This window comes from Rhodococcus sp. NPDC003383 (assembly GCF_053589115.1).
This window is the reverse complement of the sequence record NZ_JBSFRG010000009.1, coordinates 80,419-102,865: the sequence shown is the minus strand read 5'-3', so window position 1 is coordinate 102,865 and position 22,447 is coordinate 80,419. Positions and strand designations below refer to the sequence as shown.

Sequence of the window (22,447 nt, the reverse complement as noted above, 5' to 3'; positions counted from 1 at the left end):
ACGGAGTCACTGTGCGGCCTCCTGCTGCAGAGCGATGTCGGCGACGAGCTGTCGGTGTTCGGCGGGGCTACCGTGACTCGACCGGTTCGCGGCGGCCCGCCGCATGAACAGGTGCAGGTCGTGTTCGTAGGTGACACCGATTCCGCCGTGCAACTGCACGCAGTCCTGGATCATCAGACCACCGTATTCACCGATGTATGCCTTTGCGGCACTGGTCGATTCCGCGGCATCGGGTGCTCCTGCCGCGACCGCGGCGGCGGCGTCGTCGGCCAGGGCGTGGAACGCCTCGAGCCACGTCTTCATGTCCGCGAACCGGTGTTTGAGCGCCTGGTACGAGGCGAGCGACCGGCCGAACGAGTAACGGTCGAAGGCCCATTCGACGGTCAGATCGAACACCGATTGGAGGGCGCCGACCGATTCGGCGCAACCGATCACGATCGCGAGCCGTCGCAGGTGCTCGACGTCGGACGCCGCACCGCCCGCGGATCCGACCAGTGCCGTGACCGGCAGGCGCACCTCGTCGAACTCGACGGCCGCGTAGCGGCGGGTCACGTCGATCGAACGCAGGGGAGTGACCCGGACACCCGGGGTACCGGCCGGGACGAGGACCTGGGACAGGCCGTCGCCGGTGCGGCCGGCTACCAGCAGGAAGTCTGCGGTGGGTGCGGCTTCGACGGGACGTTTCGTCCCGCGCACGACGACCTCGTCGCCCTCGACCCGGATCTCGACCGGAGTCGCGCCGGCACGGCTTCCGGGTCGCGGTTCGTCGACGCACCACGCGGCGGTCGACGTTCCGGCGATCAGTGCGGCGAGCGGTTTGTCGTGCGCGTCCGTGTAGTGGGTGCTCAGCGCCGCGGCCACCAGATTGCTCGGGGTCAGTGGGCCGGGGGCGGCCTGCCGGCCGAATTCGTGGGCGACGAAGGTGAGGTCGACCAGGCCCGCGCCGCTGAGCGAGCCGCCGCCGTGTTCCTCGGCGACGAGCAGGCTCGTCCAGCCCAGTTCGGCTCCGCGGCGCCAGTAGCCGGAGTCGAAACCGGCCGGGTCGTCACGGAGGCGGCGCAGTTCCGCCGGTGGCGCCTGGTCCTGAAGGAACCGGGCGGTGGTGTCTCGAAAGAACTCCTGGTCGGGAGTCGGTTCCCACAACATGTGTCTTCGTCCCCTGCTGTCGCGTGCCGGTACGAACATCGTGCTCTCGCAGTAGAGAACAATACTTGCAAGTATTGAAAATGGCACTCTTGATGCGGTGGTCGCGAGCTGATAGGGCGCCGCCGGCGGGGGATACGATCGCCGGGTGCGCGTACGCCGGATCGTCGACCTGAGCCGCCTGGTCTCCGCGGACACCCAGGTCTATCCGGGCGATCCCGCGCCGACCCTCACCCCGCACGCCACCCTCGGCGAGGACGGCTACAACCTGCTGCGTATCGACATGGGGTCACAGACCGGCACCCACGTCGACGCCCCGCGGCACATGCGCGCGGCCGGGGAACCCGTCGACCGCCTCGCCCCGGAACTGTTCGTCGGGCGCGGTGTCGTCGTCGACGTGCGCGGCCTGGCCGCGCGTGCCGCCATCACCGCGGACCTGCTCGGCGACGTACCGTGCGGACCCGGCGACATCGTGCTCCTGCACACCGGCTGGGACGCGCACTACGGCACCGATGAGTACTTCGCCCACCCCTACCTGGCGGCCGACGCGTGCCGGGCACTCCTCGGCCGGGGCGTGCGCACGATCGGCATCGACGCACCGAGCCTCGATGCCACCGGCGCGAGCGAGTTCCCTGCGCACTGGCTCATCGCCGATGCCGGCGGCGTCATCTGCGAGAACCTGTGCGGACTCGAACGCATCGACTTCCCTGACCCGCTGATCAGCATCCTGCCGATCCGCTTGCGTGACGGCGACGGTGCCCCGGTCCGGGCGGTCGCAATGGAGGTGGCCTAGCGCCCGGTGTGCCCTATTGGCGGCCCTGACCGCCACAAAGGCACACGGCTCACAGCAGTTGCGTCAGCACGATCCGCGCGGTCCCGTACGCCGCGGTCCCGGCAGTGACCAGCCCGAACACCAGGATCCACAGGGCCGCCGGGAGGTGCGTGAGCCACCGCAGTTGATCGGCGTCCGAACCCCCGCCGCCCCCGCGCCGATGGGTGCGGGCCAACTCGACGACCGGGCGGGTCGCGCCGAACAGCAACACCCACGTCAGCAGATACGCCGCCGTGTAGCGGATGACCGGATCCCCGTAGTAGGCCGCCGCCCCGATGGCTGCGCCCACGGCGAGAACCGACAGGAAGCCGAACAGATTGCGGATCAGCAGGATCAGCAACGCCAGCGCGGCCAGCACCGACCACAGCACGGCGGCCGGACGATCGAGCGTCAGCAGCGTCGCCGCGAGGAAGCCGAGCGCGGCCGGGCCGACGTAGCCCGCGAACGCGGTCGCGATCATGCCCGGACCCCGTGGATTGCCCGACGAGACGGTCACCCCGGAGGTGTCGCTGTGCAGCCGGATCCCGGACAGCCGTCTCCCGACCAGGCGGGCCACGAGCGCGTGCGACCCTTCGTGGGCCTGGGTGATCAGGTGCCGCGTCGCGAGCCACAACGGCCGCACGGTGACGAGCACGAGTGCGATCACGGCGGTCGTGACGATCAGGGCGGGCGGGGCCGGCTCGCTGACCGCGGACACCGCGTCCCACGCCGACCCCAGTGCGTCCGGGATCGAGGCGAGGGTCGAGGACACGGGGCACCTTCCGTCGGAGAACTGAACGAGTCATCGTACGGCGGGCCCTGCCACGCGACCGCCGCCGGGGACCGGCAGATCGACCGCCGCCGGGGACCGGCAAATCGACCGCCGCCGGGGACCGGCAAATCGACCGCCGCCGGGGACCGGCAAATCGACCGCCGCCGGGGACGCGTGGCGAATCGGCGACCCCCGATAGATTGGATCGCGTGTCCGACCGTCGCTCCGCCCAGATCCGCGCCGGTATCGCCGACTCCTGGGCCGTCGGTCTCGGGCTGATCCCGCTGGGTCTGGCGTTCGGGGTCGTGCTGACCCAGGGTGGTTTCGACTGGTGGTGGGCGCCGATCTTCTCCACCGTCATCTACGCCGGGTCGATGGAGTTCCTCGCGGTCGGGCTGATCGGCGCGGTCACCCCGTTCGCGTCGCTCGCGGTGGCGACGCTGCTGATCAACTTCCGGCACGTGTTCTACGGCCTGAGCTTCCCGCTGCGGGTGATCCGCAGCCGCGCCGGGCGGATCTACAGCGTGTACGCCCTCACCGACGAGTCGTACGCGATCGTCGCCCCGAAACCCCGCGACGAGCTGACCGGTGCCCGCGTCCTCAGCGTGCAGGTGCTCTGTCAGGTGGTGTGGGTGGCCTCGGGCACGGTCGGCGCGCTGATCGGAGCGGCCCTTCCTGCGGGCCTGTCGGGACTGGAGTTCGCGCTCACCGCGCTGTGCGCGGTGCTCGCGATCGACGCATTCCGCATCAATCGCGACCTGCCCGCGCCCGCGATTGCGCTGGTCTGCGGTCTGGTGGCGCTGGTGATCGCCAAGGACGTCATGCTTCCCGTCGCGCTCGGGTTGTTCGTGCTGGCGCTGCTCGTCCGATTCGTCTACCGCAATCGGGTGTCCCATGCCTGACTCGGTGCCCGGCGCCGGCTACGTGCTGGCGTCGCTGTTCGTGATGTTCGCGGTCACCGTCGGCCTGCGCGCGGCGCCGTTCGCGGCGCTCGCGTTCCTGCGTGATTCGGCGGTGGTCAAGTTCCTCGGCGCGACGATGCCGGCCGGAGTGATGTTGATCCTGGTGATGTACACGCTGCGGGACACCGGTGCGACGACGTGGCTGCCCGCGGTGATCGGGCTCGGCGTGACCGTCGCGGTCCATCTGTGGCGGCACAGTCCGGCGCTGAGCACCGTGGCCGGCACCGTCGCCTATGTGGCGGCAGGCGCGCTCTGGAGCTGAGCGGTCTCCTCGGCGGGCGTGGCGGAGGTGTCGGCTCCGCGGCGCGACCGGGCGGCGATCACGGCGGCGACCAGCAGCGCGATCCCGGTCAGGCACTGGGCGTTGCCCAGCAACTCGAGGACGGCCTGCTCGACCCAGCCGTGCGACGACGCGTCGATGAGCAGGTAGTTCGGTCCGACGAGGAACACGAGCGCGGCGGGCAGCAGGACCGGCCACCAGCGGCGGTACTGCGGCGCGATCGGGATCGCGACGAGCAGCACGCTGTACGCCCAGTGGTGGGTGACGGCGATGGGGGCGGCGAGCAGCGTCGCGAGCGCGATCACCCCGAGCGCGATCACCGGCTCGTCCGACCGCAGGAAACGATTGGCAGCCCACGCGGCCGCGGCGACGATGACGAGGGCTCCGGCCAGCCACAGGCCCTTGGTGACCGTCTCGGAGAAGTCGAACCGGGCGATCAGGCCCGTCAGCGCCTGATTCCGGAAGAATTCCTGGTCGCCGGCACGATCGGTCGCCCACGCCTCGTGGGTCCAGAAATAGACCGACGACTCGGGCCGCAGCCAGTAGCCGAACGCGGCGAGCGCGATGAACCCACCGGCCGCGCGGGCCACCGACGGGAGGTCTCGGCGCAGCAACAGCAGCAGGCCGAACGCCGCAGGCGTGATCTTGATGGCCGCGGCGATCGCGATACCGACCCCGCGGAATCGGCGGGGGATGACACCGAGGCAGTCGGCGACGACCAGCGCCATGAGCACGATGTTGATCTGGCCGAATGCGAAGTTCGACCGGATCGGCTCGAGGCACAGTGTCAGTCCGAGCGCGGCAGTGGCGAGCAGGGGCGCGCGGTCGACGTTCATGCGTTCGAACGCGACCTTCAGCACCCACCAGACCAGCGCGATCAGGCCCAGCGTCCACAGGAACTGCATGGTGGTGCTGCCCACGAGCGGCAACACCGCGAACAGGGCCGCCGCGAACGGCGGATAGATGAACCGGAAACCCGAGCTGGTGTGGAAGCCCTCCGTGTACAGCGGAGTGTGGCGCAGGAACGCTTCACCGGCATCGCGGAACACGTCCAGGTCCATCAGGTACTCGGTGAGCGAATCCTGCAGGTACCTCGTCACGACGATCGCCGAGAGGATCAGGCCCAGCGCGACGAGTGCCGACTGCACGGGCCGTATTCGGATTTCGGACGACAGCACGAGCGTGCACCCCCTGGGTTCGAGACGGCATGAGACCGGTACGGCATGTGAACTCGAGCCACGTTACACAATCGTTGTCATTGCGACGTGGCAGCAAGATTACCGTCGACTGCTCCGTTGCGTTGCCGTCATCGACTGCGGGTGGCGAGTTCCCCGTGCAGCAACCGGGTTCGATCGACGTCGTCCAGCGAGGTCACCACCAGGTCGGCGTGCGCCGCCACCAGGGCGTCCGCGTCGCCGGACCGGGCGACGCCGAGCGCCGCCATGTCGCCGGCTTTCGCGGCCAGAATTCCGCTGACCGCGTCCTCGACGACGAAACACGATTCGGGCAAAACACCCAATTCGCCTGCGGCGGTGAGGAATATCTCCGGATCCGGCTTGCCGCGGGCGAAGTCCCGGCCGGACAGATTCGCGTCGAAGACGTCGAGAAGGGTGAAGCCGGCCGCCGCGTCCGGGACACCCTCGAACTCGGCCAGCGAGATGCCGCGCAGGAACCGGTCGGCGTTCTTCGACGACGACGCCGCGGCGACGGGGATACCCGCGGCGCGCACGGCCAGGACGAACCGCACCGCGTCCGGGTACGCCTCGAACGCGCGCTCGTCGATCAGGCGCACCAGCAGTTGCTGCTTGCGTTCCGCGTAGGTCGCGGTGCGTTCGGCGGCGTCCGGGACGCGGAAGTACTCGAGCGCCTCGCGCGCGCCGCTCAGGCGCGGCTTCCCCGACAGCACCTGCTGATAGACCTGCGGGGTGAAGGCCTCCGGCGACCACGTCGTCGTGTCCCGGATGCCGGACCATTCACCGACCATCAGTTCGTGCAGGGCTCGTCGCCACGCCGCCTCGTGGGGGGAGTCGACGAGGACTCCGTCGACGTCGAATATGGCGCCGGCGAAACCGGTGCTTCCTGACGGCGGAGGCGTCGCCGCCGGGGTCACGATCGCACCCCGCGCGGTTGCCGGGCGCTCGACGACCGCTGCGCGGGGAGGGTGAACACACAGCTGTCGCCCGGACCGAGTTCGTGTTCCTGTCCGTCGAGGGCCACCCGGATCGGGACGTGGAAGCCCACGGCCTGCGCGAGCACGGTCAGTTCTCCTCCGGAGATGCGCACCCGCAACGGTGTGCCGCGGAACCGGATCGAGAAGGACACGCCGTCGAGTCGGTCGACGAGCCGCGGCCGGAACACGAGGACACCGTTTTCGACGCGGGTTCCCACATAGGTGCGTTGCAGCACGTCGAGCGTCCCGGACATCACCCCCATGTGGATGCCTTCCTTGGTGGTGCCGCCCTGGAGGTCGCTGACGTCGCTCTCGAGCGCCAGCACGAAACGATTCCAGGAGCCGGGCGGGTCGAGGTCGGCGAGCACGGACGCGAACGTCACGTGGCTGAGTGTCGAACCGTGCGAGGTTCTTTCGTCGTAGTATTCGATGGTGCGTTCGGCGAGATCCCGATCGAACGGGTAGCCGAGCCGCGCGAAGACCGGTTCGAGTTCCTCGTAGTCGAACAGGTAGAACAGCATGACGGTGTCCGCCTGCTTCGCCATCTTGAACCGATTGGGATCTTCGCCCTCGGCGCGCAGGATCCGATCGAGGCGCCCGATGTCGGGGTAGGTGGCGCGGTACTGCTCCCAGTCGAGTTCCTCCAGTTCGTCGTATCCCTCGAACTGGCTGATCACTCCCATGTGGAACGGCACGAACATCTTGCGGCTCATGTCGTCCCACAGGCTCAGTTCCTCGTCGGTCACGGCGAGCCGGGCCAGCAGCGCGTTCCGCCGGATCGTGGACAGCGACTCGAGGACGGACGGGACCGTCGCCATCACCCACGCCACCATGACGTTCGTGTACGCGTTGTTGCGGAGCCCCGGCTCCGTCGAGCCGGGGTAGTGTTCGTGGAACTCGTCCGGTCCCATCACGCCGTGGATCTCGTACCGTTCCCGCTCCGGGTTCCAGTGCGCGATCGACGCCCAGAAACGGGCGATCTCGAGCATGATTTCGGCGCCGTAGTCGGCGAGGAACTCGGCGTCGTCGGTGACCTGATGGAAGCGCCACACGTTGTAGAAGATCGCCGCGTTGATGTGCCGCTGGTTGCGACTGTGATCCGGATCCCACTGTCCCGAAAGGGGATTGAGATGCACTTCCTGGGTTTCCTCGGTACCGTCGCTGCCGCTCTGCCACGGGAACATCGCACCCTGGAATCCGGCATCCTGTGCGGCCCAACGTGCTTCGGTGAGACGACGATACCGGTACAGGATCAGGCTTCGTGTCACCTCCGGCATCCGGAGATTGAGGAACGGGTAGACGTACATCTCGTCCCAGAAGACGTGGCCCCGGTACGCTTCACCGTTCAATCCGCGGGCCGGGACCCCGGCGTCGTGCCGTGCGGTGTGCCGCGAGCAGACCTGCAGCAGGTGCGCGACGTGCAAGCCCAGCAGGAGATGCGCGCGGGGTTCGCTGGGCAACTGGACATCGCAGATGTCCCACAGTTCGTCCCATGCCGCCCAGTGCTCGGCGTATGCGGTGGCGAAATCCGGATACCGCAGCACGTGCCGGCCGGCCGCGGCCAGTGGTTCGGTGATGGCGTTGTCCCGAGAGGTGAACAGCGACACCATCTTCTCGATCCGCACCGGCTTCCGGCGCTCGACGTCGAAGCTGAGTACCTGCTGGATGTAGTCCTCCATCTGGTAGAGGTCGCGTTCGACTTCGCTCGGTTCCTCGCTGTCTCCCAGGAAGACCCGGGTGCGCGCCGCCTCGGCCACGTAGATGTCGGACTGCCGCGTCTGCACCCGCAGAGCGATGGTCTCGTCGCTGAACGTGCGCGGCGAGACCGGATCCAGATGCCGGCCCTCGAGCTGCCGGTAGCGGGCGACGACGCGGTTGGTGACGCGACCGTCGAGGGCCGAGACCACTTCCACTCGCCCTGACCAGTTCTCGGGTGTGACGGTCCATTCGATCGCGGCCTGGTGGCTGTCGGCCATGCTGACGAACCGGCGGCTCCGCAGCGTCGTCTCCCGTCCGCAGTGGTCCCGGAAGGTCATCTCCCGCATCACGGTCGCCGAGCGGATGTCGTAGGTGTGGCGGTATCCCAGCAGGTCGATGTTGTCGAGCCGGATCGCGTCCTCGCCTTCGATGCGAAGCTTGAGAATCAGCCAGTTCGACACGTTGACGAGGTCCTCGTTGAGGACCGGTCGACCTCCCATGATCGTGGTCTCGCGGTTGTAGATGCCGTGGACGTATGTTCCGGGATAGTGGACGGGACTCATGTCCTCCCACTCGGCGGTGCCGCGCGTGCAGAAGTATCCGTTGCCCGTGGATGTCAGGGCCTCACGCAAACCCTCTGCGGCACTGTCGAACCGATCGTAGTCCAGTCCGAAATCCGGAGATTGCACTGTGTTTCACCTCCCGAATCACACGACCTACAGCTGTGTCAGGTCAGGGTCGCCAGGAAACGTTCCACGTCGTCGACGGACGCCAGCGCGTAGCGGGCCGCCGTGGTTCGATTCGCCACTTCCGGGTCGTCGGGATCGCCGACGAGGATGCCGATCCCACGGTCGCGCAATGCCTGGAATGCGTACTCGTCGGTGATGTCGTCGCCGAGGTAGAGCGGCACGATGTCGTCGCTGTCGAGACCGAGCACGTCGATGAGATAGAGCACCGCCTTGCCCTTGTTCCAGTCGACGTTGGGCCCGAGTTCGTACACCATCTTGCCGGGCGTGAGCTTCAATTTGCCGGAGTAGGCGTCCATCACGGTCTGCACCGTTGCCGAGATGCGGTGTCGGTCGGCGGGGTCGACCTGGCGATAGTGCAGGGCAACCGATGCGCGTTTGGGTTCGACGTGGGCACCGGGGATGCCGCGGGTCTCGTCGCGGAGCCGCGTCGTGACCTCCGCGACGAGGTCGGTGTACTGCGCGACGTACGCGTCGGACAGCGCGCCCCGGGTCGGCGTCCAGATGTCGAAACCGTGACTGCCCGCGATCGTGAGGTCGTCGATGCCCATCAACTGCTGTGCGACGGTGCGGTCACGGCCGGTGACGACACACACCGGAACGCGGCCGGCGAGGTCGCGGACGACGGTGCGCATGCGCTCGGACATCACCGCATCCTCGGGTCGCTCCACGATCGGGCTGAGAACGCCGTCGTAGTCGAGGAACACTGCCGGGCGGCGTCCGGCCAGCCGACGGGCGAGCTCGGGGTTCCCGAGCGCCGGGGGAACATCGCGCACGGTCGTGTCCTGCATTCTGAGCACCTCCAGGGGTCCTGTCGCGGTGACCCGGCCTTCATCGTCGCACGGACCCGCGGGGCAGCGCCGTGACTCTCGGCGGCGAGGATTGCCGAGACACCGCAGTATTCGGATATCTACCGTAGTGCCTAGAGATCGATAGATATCCGAATGCGCGAGTGTGCCGCCGAGGCGTGCGGTGTCCGTCCCGCCACGCGCGGGGCGGCCGGACCCCTGCGCTGCAGAGGCCCGGCGTCTGTGTCACGATCTCGTCCGTGAAGCGGGCGGTGGACGGGTGGTCGGGACAGAATCGGCGCGGGCTGCCGCTGGCGGTGGTGCTGGCGGCCGTCGTCGTCGCGACCGGACTGCCCGTCGCCTCGGCGGACGAACCGGACGGGCTACCGGGGACCGGACCGTGCGCGACCGACACCTGGAAACACGAGTCGCTGGTGCCGTCCGACCTGGACATCCCCGTGCCGTACCCGGTGATCACGACCGTTCCCTATCCGGCGCCGGAACCGGAGCCGGTGCGCATCCAACCGGACCCGCTTCCGGTGGACCCGTGCACCGATCCGTGCCCGGACCTGACCGACGAGCCCGAGCGGACCCCGCCGTTGCTGCCCCGCATCGGGCTGAAACCGACGCCGTTCTACTTCGGCCTGCCCGTGCCCGGACCCGAGCCGGAGCCGCCCGCACCCGAACCCGGCGGTGAGATCGCGCCGATCGAACCCGCCCCACAGGTTCCGGCGCCTCCGGTGCCGAACGTCGTGGACGTCACCACCGTTGCCAAGGAGACCGGCGCCGGTTCGATCAACCGGACCGACAAGCGCTGGCAGGTGTACGGCACCGATCTCGGCGTCATGTGGGAGTCGGAGCCGGGAAAGATCGCCGTCGCATTCGGCGACACGGTCGGCAAGGGTTTCCATCCGCCGGGCGGGCAGGGCGAGGACTGGCGCAGCAACGTCCTCGCGTTCAGCACCGACCGCGACCTCGCCGACGGCATGACGTTCGATTCGATGGTGCAGGACTCGCGCTGTCACGCGGCCGAGATCCTGAACAGCCGCAAACTCGACAACGTCGAGATCACCGTGATTCCCACCTCGGGCTTCGCGGTCGGATCGCGCCAGTACCTGACCTACATGTCGATCCGCACCTGGAACAGCATCCCCGCCACCTGGTGGACCAACCACGGCGGCATCGCCTACTCCGACGACGGCGGTTCTACCTGGACGAAGGACCCACATGCCCAGTGGGACAACATCTTCGGGGTGACCAACTTTCAGGTGGCGGCGGCGGTGCCCGCCGAAGGCTACGTGTATCTCTTCGGAACCCCGAACACACGGCTCGGATCGGTGGCGCTGGCCCGGGTTCCCGAGGACCGGGTGCTCGAGCCCGACGCCTACCAGTACTGGAACAACGGAAACTGGACGCACGTAGGCGGTTACACCGCGGCCACGCCGATCGTGCACGGACCGGCCGCGGAGTTGTCCGTGCGATACGACGCGGCCGCGGGCCGATGGCAGATGGCGTATCTGGACACGGCGAAGGCCGCGATCGTGCTGCGCGAGTCGGACACCCCGCAGGGGGCGTGGTCGGAGAGCGCCCGCCTCGTCGGGGTGGAGGAACACGTCGAGCTGTACGGCGGGTTCCTCCACCCGTGGTCGACCGACGAGGACGTGTACTTCATGCTCTCGACCTGGTCCGACTACAACACCTTCCTGCTGCGCACCCGCATCGAGCGGTGATCAGGTTCCGCTGATCTCGTTGGGCGTTCGCGGCAGGGTGCCGGTGGTGATCGCGCCCGTTGTGAGGTCGACGGCGTGCAGTTCGTCGTCGGCGGGGTCGGTGACGTAGGCGGTTCCGTCCAGCACCTTCAGCGCGGGCCGCGGCTGTTGCCACTCGTCCGGTTCGGTCCACGGATCGACGACGGCGATCTTCCGGATCAGCTCTCCGGTGTGTTCGTCGACGACGTGCAGATTGCCGTCCGTGCCGAGCACCAGTGCCTCTCCGTCCGGTCCGCGACCGAGCGACCGGAAGGTGTAGCTGGTGCCGAGGTCGACCAGCCGCAGTTCCGAGGTGACCGTGTTCACCAGCGCAATGCGTTCGGGGCGTTCGAGTTCGGCGTCGGGGTCGGTCTTGTAGTCGGCGAGCACGACGTCGGAGTTCGCCGATCCGGCCTGGTTGCCGAGACGCGCATACGGATCGGGCGCGGCGACCTTGGTGGCGGTTCCGTCCCGGTAGACGAGCATGCCGTCCTCGCAGCCGGCGACGACCGCGTCGCGGGTGGTCGCTTCCCCGTGGACACCCGGGCACTGTTCGTTGCGGGTGACCTCGGCGCCGGTAGCGTCGAGGACGGCAATCCCGTTGCGGGAGTCGCTGTTTCCGAGCGTGACGAGGAGACCGCCGTCGGCCAGGGGCACCGCGACACCGTGATGCGCCTCGGGCAGCGCGACCGTTTCGACGTCGGGGGTGCCGTCGGCGAGTTCGGCCGGGTCGAACAGGTCGATGCGGCCGGTGCCGTCGTCGAACAGCGCGGTGCGGCCGGCGTGGGTGACGACGTGTCCAGGTTTGTCGGCCGCGAATTCCGCTGTGGCCCACGCTGGATCGCCGACGTAGTGATGTGCGTGGTCGCCGTGTGCCTCGGACCAACTGCCGGTGTCCAGTGCCCGGAAGCCACCGGACGTCGTGACGAGCACGTGGCGCCCGTCGCCCGCGGCGTTGAGACGATTGAATCCGTCGACCGGAAGATCTGCGACGACGTCGAGGTTGGTGGCGTCGACGACGAGGATGCCGCCGTCGTAGGTGAGGGCCAATCGCGGCTGCGCCGAGGCGGTCTCGGCGGGGCCGTCCGATGCGGTGGTCTCGGAGGGTTGGTTCGCCGAGCTGTCTGTGTCGGTCGACGAGCATCCCGCGAGCAGGGCGAGGGCGAGACCCGCGGACAGCGTGGCGACGACGGATCGGGGGAGTGGTTTCATGAGCACAGATCTACGCGTTAATGGAAACGAATGTCAAAGTCGAGTATGCGTATGCGTGCATTGTCAGTCGGGTTCTCCGGCGTCGGTCGGGGTCAGGCCGGGGACGCCGGGCAGGACGGGATAGGCGACCGGGCTGCGGGGTGTGGAGGCGAAGCTGCTGCGCACCCGAATCGAGCGGTGATCGGGCTTCACCGCGAAACCCGATTCTCCGGGCGTGGGTGGTCCTGGAACCACGCGGCATAGCGGGCGGCGAGGGGAGCGGCGGTGAGCCCGTGCGCCAGGACCGAGAGCGCGATCGTGATCACCGCGGTGGTCAGAAGTAGTTCCTCGTGGGGCAACTCACCCGGTTCCTCGACGATGAGGATGACGAAGACGATGGTGGCCAGGCCGCGAGGCCCGAACCAGCCGAGGAACGCAACGGTCGGCGCCCGCGGGTGCGTGCCGATCAGGGACAGTGCGACGGGGATCATCCGCACCACCGTCAGGCTCGCAACCGCGTATCCGAGCACAGTCCACGAGAGGTGACCGAGTGCCGGGCCGAGCAGCACGGCCCCGAAGACGATGAATGTGACCGCGCTGAACAGGTCACCGGCCTCGTCGATCATGCGCCCGGCGTTTCCGTCGTCGAGGTCGGCGCGGCGCCGGAGTGTGCCGAAGGTCAGTCCGCCGACGAACGCGGCGATGAACCCGGACCCGCCCAGCGGCACGGCAGCGGTGTAGGCGAGCAGGGCCGCGGTCACCGGCACGGTGTGAGCCCACAGCGGATCGAGGGTGTGTCGTCGGCCGGCGGTCACCAGGATCGCGGCGGCGAGTGCACCCGCTGCGGCCCCGGCGACGATCCCGTACCCGATCTGTTCGGCAACCAGACGGGCGGCCGCACCACCGCCGATCGTGCCCGCTTCGGCCTGCGCGATCGCGAGCACGATCAGGAACAACGGCACGCAGATACCGTCGTTGAGCCCGCTCTCCACGTTCAATCCCTGCCGTATCCGTGTCGGCAGCACGGGCAGGGTGACCACGGCCTGGCCGAGCGCGGCGTCGGTGGGGGCGAGGATCACCGCGAGGAGCATCGCCTCGGGCCACGAGAGGCCGGGAAGCGCGATCGCGGCGGCACCGAATCCCGCGGCGATGGTCAGCGGCAGTCCGATCCCGAGAAGTCGCGCGGGCAAGGAGATCTCGGTGCGGAGTTCGGGGAGGTCGACGCGAGCGGCGTCGGAGAACAGCACCAGCGCCAAGGTCACCTCGGCCAGTAATTTGACGATCTCGGCGGTGACGTGCACGTCGACCGCACCGGCCGCCTCGACGCCGAGCAGCAGCCCGCTGACGGTGAAGACGATCGGAGCGGTGATCGGCGTGCCCTCCACACGCCGGGAGATCGCCGCGAAACCGAGCAGGACTACGGCGATCGCGGGCAATGCCCAGGTCATCGCGGCCACCCCCTTACACCCTGTCATCGGCGCGCCGACCGGAGTGCCGGTCCGGTGTGTTTCGGAGGACCCTATTGTTCACCGGCCGGGCCGGAGACGACGGCACTTCGTGGCTTCCCGCGGACCCGGCCGACCCGCGGCCGACGTCCGATCCGGAACCGCCGCAAATCACCGTTCGGATGAACGCGGAATCGCGCAGGCCTGTCGTTACCATCGACCGATGGACCCGGTCCGCAACCCGTATGCCCCGGGCGCGGGACAGCGCCCGCCCGAACTCGCCGGCCGCGACAAGCAGCTCTCGGCGTTCGAAGTGGTGCTCGAACGCATCGCGCGGGGCCGTCCGGAACGGAGCGTCGTGCTCACCGGGCTGCGCGGCGTCGGCAAGACCGTGCTGCTCAACCAGCTGCGCTCGGCCGCGATCGCCCGCAGTTGGGGCACCGGCAAGATCGAAGCGCGCCCCGACCAGGACCTGCGGCGACCGCTGTCCTCGGCGCTGCACATGGCGGTGCGGGAGATCGCGGCGGCTCATCCGGACCGCGAGTCGGTCGACTACTTCCTCGGCGTCCTCAAGTCGTTCGCGCTGCGCGCCACCGCGGACAAGGGCATGCGGGAACGCTGGCAACCGGGGATCGACGCGCCCGCCGTCAAGGGTCGCGCGGATTCCGGTGACATCGAGATCGACCTGGTGGAACTGCTCGTCGACGCGTCCGGTCTTGCCCGCGACGTCGGCGTGGGCATCGCGCTGTTCATCGACGAGATGCAGGACCTCGGAGCAGCCGACGTGTCGGCGATCTGCGGGGCCTGCCACGAACTGAGCCAGGACGCGGCACCGCTCATCGTCGTCGGCGCGGGCCTGCCACACCTACCGGCGGTGCTGTCCGCGTCGAAGAGCTACTCGGAGCGGCTGTTCACCTATCACCGCATCGACCGCTTGGACCGTTCCGCCGCCGACCTCGCGCTCATCGCCCCCGCCGCGCGCGAGGACGTGGAATTCACGCAGGACGCGCTCGATGCCCTCTACGAAACAGCCGACGGATACCCGTACTTCGTGCAGGCCTACGGCAAGGCGACGTGGGACGTGGCAGCGGCGAGTCCGATCACCGCGGACGACGTGCGGGTCGCCGCGCCGGCGGCCGAGGAGGAACTCGCCGTCGGGTTCTTCGGATCCCGGTACGAACGCGCGACGCCCGCCGAACGGGAATACATGCGTGCGATGGCCGACCTGTCCGGCGACGACGGGCCCGTCGCCACGTCGAAGATCGCAGCGGAGCTCGGGCGGAAACCGGCGTCGCTGTCCCCGGCGAGGGACGGGCTCATCAAAAAGGGGCTGATCTACTCCGCCGAGCGGGGCTTCATCGGGTTCACCGTCCCGCACTTCGGACGGTATCTGCGCGCTCAATCCGATTGAGCTGCGCCCGAATACGATTCAGCGCCCGGTGCTGGGCGATGCGGACCGCGCCCGGTGTGGTGCCGAGCATCGCAGCGGTGCGTTCGGTGCTGTAGCCCTGCATGACCCGCAATTTCAGCACGAGCTGCTGCTGTTCGGGGAGCGTCGTCATGAGCTGCTGCGCGGCGGTGATCAACTCCTCGTCGAGTACGGCTTCCTCGGGGCCGGGGACCGTCACCTCGTGCACGTGTGGCACGGAACGGGCCGCCCCGCGGCGGGCGTCGGCGATCTTCCGGGTGGCGATACCGAAAGCGAAGCGCAGCACCGAGGTTCCCTGGTCGCGGTAACGGGGGAGCGCGCGGGTCAGCGCGAGGCACACCTCCTGGACGAGATCCTCGACCGGGGTGTGGGCGCGGGTGTGCGCGTCCATCCGTGCGTCGCAGAACCGCATCACGTGGGGATGGACCGAGCGCACCACCACACCCACGGCGTGCGGTTCACCCGCGACGGCCCGCGGAACCCAATTGCGGAGCAGGGCTTCGGTTTCGGTATCGGTCACGGTGGTTCCTCTCGGTGCGGGAATTCGACACCTCGAGCGTGCGCCTCCGTGGCCTCACGAAACAGCACCCCTGGGGGTGGTCAGTCCTCCACCCACCGCACGACGTCGTCGAGTTCGGCGCGGTCGGTCCGGCACGTGTTCGCCGGATGCGACTCGTCGGCGTAGCCGAACGAGACCGCGCACACGATGTCGCGCTCGTCGGAGATGTTCAGCTCCTTCCGGAGGGCTGTTGCCGTCATCGCGACCGCCGCCTGAGGTACGGCGGCGATCCCGAGGGACTGCGCGGCGAGCAGCAGAGTGGCGACGTAGCCGCCGCAGTCGACGGCGCCGTACGTTCCGAGCTGCTTGTCGCTGGTGATGATCGCGACGTGCGGGGCGCCGAAGAACCGGTAGTTCTCGAGCATCTGCCGGGTACGCTCGGGGTAGTCGTCGCGGGCGATGCCGAGTGCGTTGTACAGGGCGTACCCCGCGTTGCGCCGGCGCTCGGCATACTCGCCGCGGTATTCGGCGGGGCCCGCGATGTCCGGGTCGAGAACCCCGGAGACGGCCTGCTCGTACGTCGCGGCGCGGAGCCGGTCGGTGGCATCACCGCTGGTCACGTGAACCTGCCACGGCTGCGAGTTGCACCACGACGGGGTGCGCTGCGCCATCCGCAGCATGCGTTCGATGTCCTCGCGTGGCACCTGCTTGGACAGGAACGCGCGGCAGCTGTACCGGGTGTCGAGCAGCGTCGACAGGATCGTCGCATCGTTGGCAGTCATAGGCCCCACGATCGCACACGGCGGGAGCTAGCGCTCGTTCAGGTCCTGGGTCCGGTATTGCGAAGAGAGCGTTACCGCCCACCTGCGACCATCGGGCGCTCGGCCTCTCGGGCGAGGCGCTCGAGGAACGGGACGACCCTCGACTCGAGCGCTGAGTTGTAGGCCTGCGGCCGCTGGATCGGATCGGCGTGCCCGGTGCCCGCGAGTCGCACCACCCGCAAGAAGCCCTGGGGTCCGCCGATGCGGTCGAACAGAACCTTCTGGGTGTAGTCCACATCGACGACCTCGTCATCGGTCCCGTGCCGGGGTCGAAGGAACACCACCGCCGGAGGTCGCCGGTTCCTCCGATGGGACGCAAGCATCCCGAGGTTGTCGAGCGCACCGGAAGCCACGATCGCCTCGAATTGCGCCTCGATCAACCCGTTGCTGGCGGCATCGGTGGAGAAGATCTTGTCCTGGAGCACTTCGGTGACCGCTTCGACCAGCGCGCCGGGATCAACGGTGGGCAAGCGGTTCGGGCGCGTGACGAGATAGTGGTCTTTGCGGGCCGCGGTTTCGACCGCCAGGCGCAACGTGCGGCTTTCCCGTGCTCCGGGCAGCCAGCCCATCCAGCGCAGCAGATCTTCCCCGGTGTCTCGTGCATCGGCCCGCACCGCGTGCAGATCGATCGGCGTGCAGTCCAAGATCACGGCCAGCAGGTTCACCTCCGGATCGGTGACGACATGCTCGGCCACCTCGAGAGCGATGATGCCGCCCATGCTGTGTCCGACCAGCACGATCCGCTCCACCTCGGTGTGTTCGGCACGATCGAGGATCATCCGGGCGATCACGGCGGTGTCGAGGCCTGCGTTGTCGTACTGCACCCCCCACACCTGACCCAGCTCGGCCAGTACCGGAAGCGCCCGGGCGGTGTCGGTGGCGTCGAGATTGCCCAACCCGACCAGATCCACGACTGCGGTGGTTCGGTCGGCCGGCTCCGCAGCATCGAAGATCGGATGCAGATACGGCTGCGTGTGGGCCAATCGGGTCCGTTCCGGTGCCACGTCATGGATCCAGTACTGCCCGTACAGCGTCAACAGCGCCACGAGAACGAGGGTCAGCCGAACCAAAGCTCGGCGTACACGCGCGAACCGCCTCCAGCGGTGACCCAACCGAGTGGTGCGCAAAGCCGCTCGGCGACGCTCATCGCTCCAGTCTGTGACCGGACACGGTGCCAGAGGCAGATGATCGGTCATGCACTTCTCAGTGTAGTGATCTCGACTGGGGTGTCGCCCGAGTCTGCGACCGGCGAGCTGCGTCATTCACTCGACGACAGGGCGCTGCTGGGTGTGCGGGTGGTCAGGCACCGGACGCGATGTGCCGCAGCGCTGTTCGCCCCAGTACCGAAGAGCTGCCTGCGACCGAGATCCGATCAGTAGAGCTCGTCGATCACCGCCTGCGAGAGGACGGCCGCGGTCGGCTGTCCGTCGGGTCCGGTCATCATGTTCGCCCAGGCGATCACGGTGAGGTCGCGTTCCGGATCGTGTCCCATGAACGAGTTGTAGCCGGGAAGCTCCCCGCTGTGTCCGTACAGGCTGCCGTACTTCGCGATCCCCAGGCCGTAGGCGGCACTGTCGGGGTTGGCCGGGTCGATCGAGATGACGCTGGCGAGACGCTCCTCCTGCATCCGGTCGTCCAGCAGCTCGCCGCCGACGAGTGCCTTCACGAAGCGGGCGAGGTCGTTGCTGGTGGAGATCCCCGCACCGGCGACCCATCCCCAGGAGGGATTGATGTCGGTCACGTCGTTGGGTTGCAACGTTCCCGCGGCCGCCTCGGCAGCCTGCTCCGCCGGCAACACCCCGCCGGTGGCGACGAAGTCGGTGACCGTGCCGAAAAGGTAGCCCCGCGCGTGCTGCTCGGGGATCACATTGGATGTCCGGGCGGGCATCAGCGTGCGTTCCAAGCCGAGCGGCTCGAAGATACGTTCGTCGATTGCTTGCTCGACCGGTTCGCCGGTGAGCTGCTCGATGATCAGCCCGAGCAGGACCGTGTTGGCGTTCGAGTAGAGGTACCCCTCGCCGGGTGCGAAGGCGACCGGCTGAGCGAAAGAGAGTGCGAGGAGCTCATCCGGCGTCCAGACGCGGTCGGGCGTTTCGTCCATCGACCGGGCGATCTCGGGCAGGCCGCTGTAGTCCGCCAGGCCGCTGCGCATGTTCAGCAGCATCTCGACGGTGATGTCGTCGCCGTTGGGCACGTCGTCGCGATACTTCGAGACCGGGTCGTCGAGACTGAGCTTGCCCTCCTGGACGAGTTGCAGGACGATCGTGCCGGTCATGGGCTTGGTGTTGCTGCCGATGCGGAGCTGGTCGTCGAAGCCGATCGGCTCCTGCTCCGCGACCGTGCGCGAACCGAACGTGAGCAGGCAGTCGCCCAGCTCCGGCGAGAGCACCATGACGACCGCACCCGGTACGTTCATGCTGTCGGCGAGGCCGGCCAGGTCGGGTTCCATCTGCTGGCAGTAGGCCGGGACGGAGTCGGTCGATTCCGAGACCGGATCCGCGGCGTCGGTGGACGTGCAGCCGGCCAGGAGCATGCCGGGAAGTACGACGACCAACCCCACCGTCGCGGTGCGCAGCGAACCGAGCATGCCCATATCGCCTCCAGGTGTGGCCAACCCTACCGCGTGGCCGCCGTCGGCATACCCGAATCACGTGCGGCGACCCGTCGGTTGCGTCGGCCGTGGATCTTTCGGCGAGACCTCCGGGGTGTCCGTGCTCCGGACGCGGCGGGCCCTGGAGGAAACCGGACAGGGAGATCGGTTTACAGGGTGGTCAGCAGTTGGCGCATGGTGTCGATTTCCTGCTGTTGAGTGTCGATGATGGTGCGGGCCATGGCGATTGCTTCGGGAGACTGTCCGTTCTCGACCTCGGTCTGCGCCATGGCGATGGCGCCTTCGTGGTGGACGATCATCTGGGTGAGGAACAGTCGGGCGGCCTCGGTGCCCTGCGCGGCGGACAGCGCCTGCATGTCCTCGGCGCTCATCATCCCCTGCATGCCCGGCATGGACTGCATGGGCATGGACTGCATGGGCATGGACTCCATGGGCATGGACTGCATCGGCATGGACTGCATGGGCATGGACTGCATGGGCATGGACTGCATGGGCATGGACTCCATGGGCATAGACGTCATCGGCATGGACTGCATGGGCATGGACTCCATAGGCATCGGCTCCATGGGCATGGACGTCATGCCGGGCATGTTCGGCCCGGCCCCCGGAGCGTCGGTGGGCATCTGCGGCTGACTCCACTGGCCGAGCCAGGATTCGAGCTGCTCGATCTCCGGTCCCTGCGCGGCCTTGATCTGCTCGGCCAGTGCGGTCACCTCGGGGGAAATGCCCTCTTTCGCCAGGATGATGTCGCTCATCTCGATCGCCTGGGCATGGTGCGGAATCATCATGCGGGCGAACATCACATCCGCCTGATTGTGCGTTACGGCCTCTTCGGCGGGCGTGGTGACGGTGGTGCTCGACGGGGCGGCAGTGGTGCCCGTGTCGGAGTCGCCGCACGCGGCCGCGGTGAACGCCACCGCAAGCGCCGCTACACCGGCAGCGAGAGTCTTCTTGTCCATCAGGGTGTTCCCTTCCTCGAATGGCCATGGAGCACAGGTGAACCTGCGACGAGCATCTGCCGACGAGCAGCGAACTCGTCGGCGTCGATCTCGCCGCGGGCGAAACGCGTCTCGAGCAGCCGCAGCGGATCGGGTTCCTGGCCGCCGCGTCCGGATCCGTCCACCCGGTCGGAACGGAACATCATCGCTACCAGATAGATCACCACCGCCCAGAACGCGACCATGCACACGGCCATGACGATCCATCCGGTCCAGGTCAGCTGACCTGCCCAGCCCATCATGATCGCCTCCCTTCCCCGGTTCGTGTGTCCAGCCTGGCGCTCCTACCCCGCGACTGCTATGGAGGTCGTATGAAGATTTGCTCAAGAAGCCCGACCACAGCGTTCGTCGTAGTGAGTGCCGGTGAAGATGGACGTCATGGACTCCTTTGCGCGCACGTCCACCGCAGCCGGCGACCCGGGGCCGCCGCAACGCCCCACGACAGGGCTGCGGGCGATGGTCGTCGAGGACGAGGCGCCGTTGGCGAACCTGATCGGCTCGTATCTGGAACGCGACGGGTTCGAGACCGTGATCACCGGCGACGGCTCCGACGCGGTGACCCTCGCCCGTCAGGTCGATCCCGATGTCCTGGTCCTCGACCTGGGGCTGCCGGGATTGGACGGTGTCGAAGTGTGCCGGCGACTGCGCACCTTCTCCGATGCGTACGTGGTGATGCTCACCGCCCGCACCGAAGAGGTCGACACCCTCATCGGGCTGTCCGTCGGCGCGGACGACTACATGACCAAACCGTTCAGTCCCCGCGAGTTGATGGCCCGCATCCGGGCCATGCTGCGCCGTCCCCGCGCCGGCCTCGCTGTACCTGCAGCCGAGCCTGTCTCGGCTCCTGCCGATCGGATCCTCCGTTTCGGTGATCTGAGCCTCGATGTCGACGGCCGGGAGGTCACCGTCGGCGGTATGTCGGTGTCCTTGACCCGCACCGAGTTCGACGTCCTTGCCGCGTTGGCGCGCGACCCCGGGGTCGTGCTCACCCGCGCCCAGCTGATCGAGACGGTGTGGGGGCCGACCTGGACGGGGGACGAGCACCTCGTCGACGTGCACATCGGTCATCTGCGTCGCAAACTCGGTGACGACGCCTCACGGGGTCGCTATGTGCGCACCGTCCGCGGGGTCGGCTACCGGATGGGAACCGGCGCATGAACCACCAGTCGTCTCCACGAGAATCGTTGCGGCACAGAGAATCGTTGCGGCACAGAGAATCGTTGCGGCGCAGTTTCCCCGGAGCGAGTTTCGGCACCCGGCTGTTTCTCGCGCTGACCGTGGTGGTGGTCGGCTGTGCGGTCAGTGCCTGGCTCGTCGCTTCGTCTCTTGCGCCCGGTATCTTCCACGATCACCTCGGACAGGCCGGCATCGACCACAATTCCAGCCAGGCCGCTCACGTCGAGCAGGCCTTCACCCGGTCGATCGTCCTGGCCTGGGGGCTGGCCGTCGCACTCGCGGTGCTCCTGGCGCTGGTGGTGAGCTGGTATCTGACCCGACGGGTGCAACGTTCGATCACCGCGGTGACCGCCTCCGCCGCCCGCATTGCCGGTGGCCACTACGACACCCGTCTGGCCAGTCCCGGACTCGGCCGCGAATTCGACGAACTCGCCGTCACCGTCAACGAACTGGCCCGGCGCCTCGACGCCACCGAGACCACCCGGCGCCGTATGCTCGCCGACCTCGGCCACGAGATGCGCACGCCCATCGCCACTCTCGACTCCTACCTCGAAGCCCTGGACGACGGAGTCCGCACCTTCGACGACGAGACCCGCCAGGTCCTGCACGCCGCGACCCAACGGTTGTCCCGGCTCGCCCAGGACATCACCGCCGTCTCCCGCGCCGAAGAACACCTCACCCGCATCCGGCCGGTGCCCACCACCACCGGCGCCCTCGTCGACACCGCGGCCGATGCGGTACGCGAACGGTACGAAAGCGCAGGTGTGGCTCTGCAGACTCGCACCGACGACTCGGAGATCGTGACGGTCGATCCGGACCGGATCGGTCAGGTGCTGGGAAACCTGCTCGACAACGCCCTGCGGCACACCCCTGCCGGCGGAGCCGTCACCGTCACCAGCAGGCGAGCCGACGAGGATCGTGTGCAGATCACCGTCGCCGACACCGGCGAAGGCATCGCACCCGATCACCTCGACCATCTCTTCGACCGCTTCTATCGCGCCGACACCGCCCGCGACCGCGAAAGTGGGGGCAGTGGCATCGGACTGACGATCGCCCGCGCCCTCGTCGAAGCCCACCACGGCCGCATCCGGGCCCACAGCGAAGGACCCGGCCACGGTGCCGTCTTCACCCTCGAACTGCCGATTGCCGGGCTGTGATC

22 protein-coding genes are annotated in these 22,447 nt (G+C 68.2%); 7 read left to right on the top strand and 15 right to left on the bottom strand.

Annotation, left to right across the window (positions count from 1 at the left end; translation table 11 throughout):
• Window positions 1–6: 6 nt before the first annotated feature.
• The gene (locus ACWDTS_RS10790; RefSeq protein ID WP_450108755.1) at window positions 7–1,146 is read right to left on the bottom strand and encodes an acyl-CoA dehydrogenase family protein; all 1,140 of its coding nucleotides are present in this window, start codon (window positions 1,144–1,146) and stop codon (window positions 7–9) included.
• 145 nt (window positions 1,147–1,291) lie between these two features.
• On the opposite strand from ACWDTS_RS10790, the gene ACWDTS_RS10785 reads away from it, so the two are divergent.
• Window positions 1,292–1,936: a cyclase family protein gene (locus tag ACWDTS_RS10785; protein WP_450108756.1), complete on the top strand. Its 645-nt coding sequence runs from the start codon at window positions 1,292–1,294 to the stop codon at window positions 1,934–1,936.
• A gap of 49 nt (window positions 1,937–1,985) precedes the next feature.
• Here ACWDTS_RS10785 and ACWDTS_RS10780 read toward each other — a convergent pair whose 3' ends face one another.
• Window positions 1,986–2,726: a M50 family metallopeptidase gene (locus ACWDTS_RS10780; RefSeq protein ID WP_450118154.1), complete on the bottom strand. Its 741-nt coding sequence runs from the start codon at window positions 2,724–2,726 to the stop codon at window positions 1,986–1,988.
• A gap of 209 nt (window positions 2,727–2,935) precedes the next feature.
• Here ACWDTS_RS10780 and ACWDTS_RS10775 point away from each other — a divergent pair, with 209 nt between their 5' ends.
• Together ACWDTS_RS10775 and ACWDTS_RS10770 are read left to right on the top strand one after the other, a co-directional pair.
• The gene (locus ACWDTS_RS10775; protein WP_450108758.1) at window positions 2,936–3,628 is read left to right on the top strand and encodes an AzlC family ABC transporter permease; all 693 of its coding nucleotides are present in this window, start codon (window positions 2,936–2,938) and stop codon (window positions 3,626–3,628) included.
• Entirely contained in the window at window positions 3,621–3,950 is a 330-nt protein-coding gene (locus ACWDTS_RS10770; RefSeq protein ID WP_450108759.1) for a branched-chain amino acid transporter permease, read from the top strand. Before ACWDTS_RS10775 ends, ACWDTS_RS10770 begins: the two co-directional genes overlap by 8 nt.
• Here ACWDTS_RS10770 and ACWDTS_RS10765 read toward each other — a convergent pair.
• From ACWDTS_RS10765 to otsB, 4 genes are all read right to left on the bottom strand, one after another.
• A complete protein-coding gene (locus tag ACWDTS_RS10765) occupies window positions 3,920–5,146 on the bottom strand; it encodes a glycosyltransferase family 87 protein (protein ID WP_450108760.1) in 1,227 nt (408 codons plus the stop codon). The genes ACWDTS_RS10770 and ACWDTS_RS10765 overlap by 31 nt on opposite strands.
• Before the next feature lie 128 nt (window positions 5,147–5,274).
• On the bottom strand, window positions 5,275–6,078 hold the full coding sequence (locus ACWDTS_RS10760; protein ID WP_450118153.1) for an HAD family hydrolase: 804 nt from the start codon (window positions 6,076–6,078) through the stop codon (window positions 5,275–5,277).
• Window positions 6,075–8,525: a glycoside hydrolase family 65 protein gene (locus ACWDTS_RS10755; RefSeq protein WP_450118152.1), complete on the bottom strand. Its 2,451-nt coding sequence runs from the start codon at window positions 8,523–8,525 to the stop codon at window positions 6,075–6,077. The genes ACWDTS_RS10760 and ACWDTS_RS10755 overlap by 4 nt, the downstream gene beginning before the upstream one ends.
• Window positions 8,526–8,563: 38 nt before the next feature.
• Entirely contained in the window at window positions 8,564–9,373 is an 810-nt protein-coding gene (gene otsB / locus ACWDTS_RS10750; RefSeq protein ID WP_450118151.1) for a trehalose-phosphatase, read from the bottom strand.
• Between the two features lie 257 nt (window positions 9,374–9,630).
• On the opposite strand from otsB, the gene ACWDTS_RS10745 reads away from it, so the two are divergent.
• Complete coding sequence (locus tag ACWDTS_RS10745) at window positions 9,631–11,100, top strand: DUF4185 domain-containing protein (RefSeq protein ID WP_420749062.1); 1,470 nt, start codon at window positions 9,631–9,633, stop codon at window positions 11,098–11,100.
• On the opposite strand, the gene aztD is transcribed toward ACWDTS_RS10745, so the two are convergent.
• From aztD to ACWDTS_RS10730, 3 genes are all read right to left on the bottom strand, one after another.
• Window positions 11,101–12,330, bottom strand: a complete 1,230-nt coding sequence (gene aztD, locus ACWDTS_RS10740; RefSeq protein ID WP_450118150.1) for a zinc metallochaperone AztD — start codon at window positions 12,328–12,330, stop codon at window positions 11,101–11,103. It abuts the gene before it with no gap.
• A 63-nt stretch (window positions 12,331–12,393) separates the two neighbouring features.
• Window positions 12,394–12,522, bottom strand: coding sequence for a hypothetical protein (locus ACWDTS_RS10735; RefSeq protein WP_269437552.1), 129 nt, complete (start codon window positions 12,520–12,522; stop codon window positions 12,394–12,396).
• Complete coding sequence (locus ACWDTS_RS10730) at window positions 12,519–13,757, bottom strand: cation:proton antiporter domain-containing protein (RefSeq protein ID WP_450108766.1); 1,239 nt, start codon at window positions 13,755–13,757, stop codon at window positions 12,519–12,521. Before ACWDTS_RS10730 ends, ACWDTS_RS10735 begins: the two co-directional genes overlap by 4 nt.
• Window positions 13,758–13,977: 220 nt before the next feature.
• On the opposite strand from ACWDTS_RS10730, the gene ACWDTS_RS10725 reads away from it, so the two are divergent.
• Entirely contained in the window at window positions 13,978–15,165 is a 1,188-nt protein-coding gene (locus ACWDTS_RS10725) for an AAA family ATPase (protein ID WP_450118149.1), read from the top strand.
• Here the strand turns inward: ACWDTS_RS10725 and ACWDTS_RS10720 are convergent.
• From ACWDTS_RS10720 to ACWDTS_RS10695, 6 genes are all read right to left on the bottom strand, one after another.
• Window positions 15,119–15,703 (bottom strand): sigma-70 family RNA polymerase sigma factor, encoded by a 585-nt coding sequence (locus tag ACWDTS_RS10720; protein WP_450118148.1) that lies wholly within the window; start codon window positions 15,701–15,703, stop codon window positions 15,119–15,121. The genes ACWDTS_RS10725 and ACWDTS_RS10720 overlap by 47 nt on opposite strands.
• 80 nt (window positions 15,704–15,783) lie before the next feature.
• A complete protein-coding gene (locus ACWDTS_RS10715) occupies window positions 15,784–16,464 on the bottom strand; it encodes a nitroreductase (RefSeq protein WP_197251119.1) in 681 nt (226 codons plus the stop codon).
• A gap of 71 nt (window positions 16,465–16,535) precedes the next feature.
• Window positions 16,536–17,699, bottom strand: coding sequence for an alpha/beta fold hydrolase (locus ACWDTS_RS10710; protein ID WP_450118147.1), 1,164 nt, complete (start codon window positions 17,697–17,699; stop codon window positions 16,536–16,538).
• A gap of 176 nt (window positions 17,700–17,875) precedes the next feature.
• The gene (locus ACWDTS_RS10705; protein ID WP_450118146.1) at window positions 17,876–19,096 is read right to left on the bottom strand and encodes a serine hydrolase domain-containing protein; all 1,221 of its coding nucleotides are present in this window, start codon (window positions 19,094–19,096) and stop codon (window positions 17,876–17,878) included.
• A 167-nt stretch (window positions 19,097–19,263) separates the two neighbouring features.
• Window positions 19,264–20,073 (bottom strand): DUF305 domain-containing protein, encoded by an 810-nt coding sequence (locus tag ACWDTS_RS10700; protein ID WP_450118145.1) that lies wholly within the window; start codon window positions 20,071–20,073, stop codon window positions 19,264–19,266.
• Window positions 20,073–20,354 (bottom strand): SHOCT domain-containing protein, encoded by a 282-nt coding sequence (locus ACWDTS_RS10695; RefSeq protein WP_450108773.1) that lies wholly within the window; start codon window positions 20,352–20,354, stop codon window positions 20,073–20,075. The genes ACWDTS_RS10700 and ACWDTS_RS10695 overlap by 1 nt, the downstream gene beginning before the upstream one ends.
• A 136-nt stretch (window positions 20,355–20,490) precedes the next feature.
• On the opposite strand from ACWDTS_RS10695, the gene ACWDTS_RS10690 reads away from it, so the two are divergent.
• Both ACWDTS_RS10690 and ACWDTS_RS10685 read left to right on the top strand, forming a co-directional pair.
• A complete protein-coding gene (locus ACWDTS_RS10690; RefSeq protein WP_450118144.1) occupies window positions 20,491–21,270 on the top strand; it encodes a winged helix-turn-helix domain-containing protein in 780 nt (259 codons plus the stop codon).
• Between the two features lie 62 nt (window positions 21,271–21,332).
• Complete coding sequence (locus ACWDTS_RS10685) at window positions 21,333–22,445, top strand: sensor histidine kinase (RefSeq protein WP_450118143.1); 1,113 nt, start codon at window positions 21,333–21,335, stop codon at window positions 22,443–22,445.
• The last annotated feature ends 2 nt before the right edge of the window (window positions 22,446–22,447 follow it).